This is a genomic window from Shigella sp. FJ200513 (assembly GCF_040495915.1).
In the GTDB taxonomy this organism is placed as follows: Bacteria; Pseudomonadota; Gammaproteobacteria; order Enterobacterales; family Enterobacteriaceae; genus ECMA0423.
Window position 1 is genome coordinate 1 of the sequence record NZ_JBDYCV010000171.1, and the last position, 5,028, is coordinate 5,028.

General features: G+C 47.6%; 5 protein-coding genes and 3 pseudogenes. 3 read left to right on the forward strand and 5 right to left on the reverse strand.

The features are described from left to right. Positions 1 to 145: 145 nt before the first annotated feature. Positions 146 to 286, forward strand: a pseudogene (locus ABZJ92_RS20575) (IS3 family transposase); the annotation flags it as partial. Between the two features lie 100 nt (positions 287 to 386). Then, complete coding sequence (gene hokB, locus ABZJ92_RS20580; RefSeq protein WP_023517637.1) at positions 387 to 536, forward strand: type I toxin-antitoxin system toxin HokB; 150 nt, start codon at positions 387 to 389, stop codon at positions 534 to 536. Here hokB and yncP read toward each other — a convergent pair. The 3 genes from yncP to cybB all read right to left on the reverse strand — a co-directional run bounded on the left by yncP (position 514) and on the right by cybB (position 1,556). Further along, the gene (gene yncP, locus ABZJ92_RS20585) at positions 514 to 582 is read right to left on the reverse strand and encodes a hypothetical protein (RefSeq protein ID WP_212591405.1); all 69 of its coding nucleotides are present in this window, start codon (positions 580 to 582) and stop codon (positions 514 to 516) included. The two genes, hokB and yncP, sit on opposite strands and share 23 nt — an antisense overlap. 25 nt (positions 583 to 607) lie before the next feature. Beyond that, complete coding sequence (locus ABZJ92_RS20590; RefSeq protein WP_000731833.1) at positions 608 to 781, reverse strand: YdcA family protein; 174 nt, start codon at positions 779 to 781, stop codon at positions 608 to 610. A gap of 244 nt (positions 782 to 1,025) precedes the next feature. After that, positions 1,026 to 1,556, reverse strand: coding sequence for a cytochrome b561 (gene cybB / locus ABZJ92_RS20595; RefSeq protein ID WP_000428998.1), 531 nt, complete (start codon positions 1,554 to 1,556; stop codon positions 1,026 to 1,028). A gap of 188 nt (positions 1,557 to 1,744) precedes the next feature. Between cybB and gap the strand changes: the two are divergent. After that, positions 1,745 to 2,745 (forward strand): annotated as a pseudogene (gene gap / locus ABZJ92_RS20600) (type I glyceraldehyde-3-phosphate dehydrogenase). A gap of 41 nt (positions 2,746 to 2,786) precedes the next feature. On the opposite strand, the gene aldA reads toward gap, so the two are convergent. Together aldA and ydcF are read right to left on the reverse strand one after the other, a co-directional pair. After that, on the reverse strand, positions 2,787 to 4,226 hold the full coding sequence (gene aldA, locus ABZJ92_RS20605) for an aldehyde dehydrogenase (protein WP_000115920.1): 1,440 nt from the start codon (positions 4,224 to 4,226) through the stop codon (positions 2,787 to 2,789). Between the two features lie 196 nt (positions 4,227 to 4,422). Next, positions 4,423 to 4,956 (reverse strand): annotated as a pseudogene (gene ydcF, locus ABZJ92_RS20610) (DUF218 domain-containing protein YdcF); the annotation flags it as partial. Positions 4,957 to 5,028 lie beyond the last annotated feature (72 nt).

Sequence of the window (5,028 nt, forward strand, 5' to 3'; positions counted from 1 at the left end):
TTTTCTGCTCATTATTAGCTCCTTCTGATGCCATTCTATTTCAGGAAGGAGTGTCCGTTAAACTCAGGCTACCTCAAAAAACTAGTATTAAGACTATCACTTAAATAAGTGATACTGGTTGTCTGGAGATTCAGGGGGCCAGTCTAATGAGTTCAGTAATATAAGCGAACTGAAGGATGCTGTTACGGAATATATTGAATACTACAACAGCAGAAGAATTAGCCTGAAATTAAAAGGTCTGACTCCAAATGAATATCGGAATCAGACCTATATGCCTCGTGTTTAACTGTCCAACTTTTTGGGGTCAGTACAAACCGAGGCCAACGAATGAACCAAGCAATTCAGATTGTTAGCCTCTTACCCGCCATCCGGCAAGGAGAAAGGCTATGAAGCGCAACCCTCTGGTGGTGTGTCTGCTCATTATCTGCATTACGATTCTGGCATTCACACTCCTGACCCGACAAACGCTCTACGAACTGCGGTTCCGGGACGGTGATAAGGAGGTTGCTGCGCTCATGGCCTGCACGTCCAGGTAAGGGCAAGCGCGGGGATTTTCCCCGCGCATCTGACTAGCAGATTCATTTTCTCATGGCACCCCTTTTACACTTCAGTTAGTGCATGTTTTTTTCGATGCACTAATAGAACCATCATTACAGACAAATTTGCCGCCTGCCGTACAGTGTGAGATCCCCCCTTTCGAACCAGAACAGGGTTTGCGCCCGGCATCGGCATAAAAGGAAACAAGCGTTCCCATAAACAAAATAAGTGCCAGTTTTTTCATATAACCTCCATGGTTTATCGAATCTTATGTGCGATTTGAACGTTATACGCTGGTTTATTTTGATACCGTTGATGAGATCAAAGATCGGGTGAATTGATTAAAAATAAGCCAGATGGACGTATGGGCAAGGATTATGGTTTTATTTGTCATACAAATAAATATAATAGGCGCTTCCGATGTAGACCCGTATTCTTCGCCTGTACCACGGGTCGGTTTTAGTACAGGCGTTTTCTTTAAATATCCTTCAGGAACGTTTACGCGGCATCATGCGTAGAAGTGTGTTGTCCTTCCAGAAATAGTGGTGTGCCAGTGCAGCCGCAGCGTGCAACCCGATGACAAAATATCCCAGATTCGCCAGCGTCTCATGCCACGACTTTAAGCTATCAACCCGTTCGAAATTGGCCTCTGAAGCGTAAGGCATCGTCAAACCAAACGCAAACCACGGGTTGCCCCGGTTATACATCATCACCAAACCAATCACTGGCAGCGCAATAAACAGGAGATAAATCACCAAATGTCCCAAATGCGCCAGTCCCGTCATCATCGGTTTCGGCTTAGGTATAATCGGCGGGGTTGGGTATTTCAGTCTTAACAAAAGACGAACCACCATCAGCACGAGAATTGAGATGCCACAGGAAACATGAATCATGTTGATGAGCGGCCGATCGCTACGTGGGAAGAAACCACGAAACTCCATTGCGCAATACGCTGCGATAACCAGCAAAAAGACCAGCCAGTGAATGCTGATTTGTAACCTTGAGTATTTATTTTCCATAACATTTCCTGCTTTAACATAATTTTCCGTTAACATAACGGGCTTTTCTCAAAATTTCATTAAATATTGTTCACCCGTTTTCAGTACGTTACGTTTCACTGTAAGAATGGAGATTGCCCATCCCACAATCCTGGTCTAAGCCTGGAAAGGATCAATTTTCATCCGAACGTTCCTGACAGGAGAAAACCATGAGTAAAGTTGGTATTAACGGTTTTGGTCGTATCGGTCGACTGGTGTTGCGTCGTTTACTTGAAGTCAAAAGCAACATAGACGTTGTCGCTATTAATGATCTTACTTCCCCAAAAATTCTCGCCTATCTGCTGAAACATGATTCAAACTATGGTCCGTTCCCCTGGAGCGTTGATTTTACGGAAGATTCACTTATCGTTGATGGGAAAAGTATCGCGGTTTACGCCGAAAAAGAGGCTAAAAATATTCCGTGGAAAGCGAAAGGGGCAGAAATCATTGTCGAATGTACTGGCTTTTATACCTCCGCCGATAAATCGCAGGCGCATCTTGATGCTGGTGCGAAGAAGGTGTTGATTTCCGCTCCTGCCGGTGAAATGAAAACCATCGTTTATAACGTTAATGACGACACTCTGGATGGCAACGACACCATTGTTTCCGTGGCGTCATGCACCACTAACTGCCTTGCGCCGATGGCCAAAGCCTTGCATGACAGTTTCGGGATAGAAGTCGGCACGATGACGACCATTCATGCCTATACTGGCACCCAGTCACTGGTGGATGGCCCGCGTGGTAAAGATTTACGTGCTTCACGCGCAGCGGCAGAAAATATCATTCCCCACACTACGGGGGCGGCAAAAGCCATTGGTCTGGTGATCCCGGAACTGAGCGGCAAACTGAAAGGTCATGCGCAACGCGTGCCGGTGAAAACAGGTTCGGTCACTGAGCTGGTGTCCATTCTCGGAAAAAAGTGACTGCCGAAGAGGTGAATAACGCACTTAAACAAGCAACCACCAATAACGAGTCATTTGGTTATACCGATGAAGAAATAGTCTCTTCCGATATCATTGGCAGCCATTTCGGTTCAGTGTTTGATGCCACGCAAACGGAAATTACCGCCGTGGGCGATTTACAACTGGTGAAAACGGTCGCCTGGTACGATAACGAATATGGCTTCGTCACGCAGCTTATTCGCACCCTCGAAAAATTCGCTAAACTCTGACGCGCACAGGCGGAGGAAAAAACCTCCGCCTCTTTCACTCATTAAGACTGTAAATAAACCACCTGGGTCTGCAGATATTCATGCAGGCCATGTTTACCATCTGCGCCGCCAATACCGGATTTACGCCATCCGGCGTGGAAACCTTGCATAGCTTCGAAGTTTTCACGGTTGATGTAAGTTTCACCAAACTTCAGCCCTTTAATGGCTTTCATCGCGACGTTCAGATTTTGGGTATAGATTGATGAGGTCAGGCCGTAATCACTGTCATTAGCCATTGAGATAGCATCTTCCAGCGTGTCAAATGCGACAACTGGCAGCACCGGGCCAAAGGTTTCCTCATGCATAATCGACATTTCCTGGCGAACATCCAGCAGCAATGTCGGCGGATAATAATATCCTTTCCCCTCTACCGCTTTGCCACCCAACGCCACTCTCGCCCCTTCTTCTACTGCGCGCGCCACTTTTTGCTCAACCCTTTCCAGCGCCGCGGCGTTAATCAACGGCCCCATCGCAATGTCGTTGCGTTCAGCGGGGTTACCAAATTGAACCGCCTGCAACGCTTCACCCAGCAGATTGACGAACTGATCATAAATGCCTTTCTGTACATAAACACGTTCTGCACAGTTACACACTTGCCCACTATTAATGACGCGTGAATCAACGATGGCTTTGACTGCCAGTTCAAGATCGGCATCGTCCATTACGATAGCCGGTGCTTTACCACCCAATTCCAGACACACTTTGGTGATGTTTTTCGCCGCAGTCGCCATGATCTTCTCACCTGCAGAGACGCTGCCTGTCATACTGACCATTGCGACCTTTGGGTTACCCGCCAGTTCTTGCCCAACGGTTTCACCACGCCCCAGTACAAGGTTAAACACGCCGCGCGGAAGGCCTATTTCATCGACGATTTTGGCGAATGCAATCGCATTGTTTGGCGTAAATTCACTGGGTTTAATGACGATGGTATTACCGGTCAAAAGAGCGGGAGCCATTTTGCGGGCAATGAGGAAGAACGGAAAGTTCCACGGCAGAATGCCGGTAGTCACACCAAGCGCACGTTTAAACAGAAGAATATTTTCTCCCGGACGATCGCTTTGAATAATCTCGCCCTCGTAACGCCGTGCCCACTCCGCCATGTAATCGATATAGTCGGCAGTAAAAGCCACTTCGACTTCAGCTAGCTGCTGGATCTTGCCCCCTTCTTCAACAATCAGCGCACTGATTTCACTGGCGCGTTCGCGGATCCCGGCGGAGATTTTGCACAACCAACTGGCGCGTTCAATAGCAGGCAACGCTTCCCATTCTGGTTGTGCACGTTCTGCTGCATCGATTGCCTTACGGGCATCCTCGGCCTGACCATCGGGTATGCGGGAAATGACAGCCTCTGTAGCAGGGTTTACCACATCAATCCATGCGTCTCCACGCCAGGTAACAAACTGTCCATCGATATACATAGGATGTTGAACGGGTACTGACATGGGCGACTCTTGTGATTTATATGTTTGTTTTCGGTGAATATATTGTTAATTAACATCAATCATCAGAGAGACGGCATCGGGAAAGGACAAGTCTGTGGAGGGCTTCATAAAAACAAGTGTAAAAGGAATAAAAGGCAGAAATAAAAGTCAGGAGTCATGCCCGTTTGCAAACAAGTGGTTCACAAACGGGCAATTTTTAACGTAACGAGCGACTTTCCATCGCCTCGATGAGCACCGCATCATGTTTCAGCGTTTGCCATGCATGGATGACTTCTGCCGGAAAATCAACGTGAACGATAAAATCTCGCCCGCGGGGACCGTAGCCATCGCTATCATCGTGTAAACGCGGCAGCTCGCCAGTGAGTAGTGAGAGATAACGCTCAACCGGCCATAATCCTTGTAACTGATTAATAAAGATTACACTGTCTGCGTTATTTCCTAACTGAGGAACGAATCCGGGATAACTTAACCAGCGTGGTGCATCGGGATTGTCCCCGGTCATACGGCGGAACGTTGCCATCGTGCGCCGCTGCATGGTGGGGTCCTGTACAACGATAGCCGTATGAACTCGTTCTACGGCCTGATTCAATAGCGTGATGCTAAAGCGTGCGTTTTCACCGCAGTTTGTTGACTGGTCTTCAATCCAGATTTTTTCATGCGGAATATGCCAGAACTGATGAGCGATATCCACCAGGATGGTCGCTTCTGCTCTGCCAGTGGTGCGGACTGAGGTAGCCTGAGTTTAACGGACACTCCTTCCTGAAATAGAATGGCATCAGAAGGAGCTAATAATGAGCAGAAA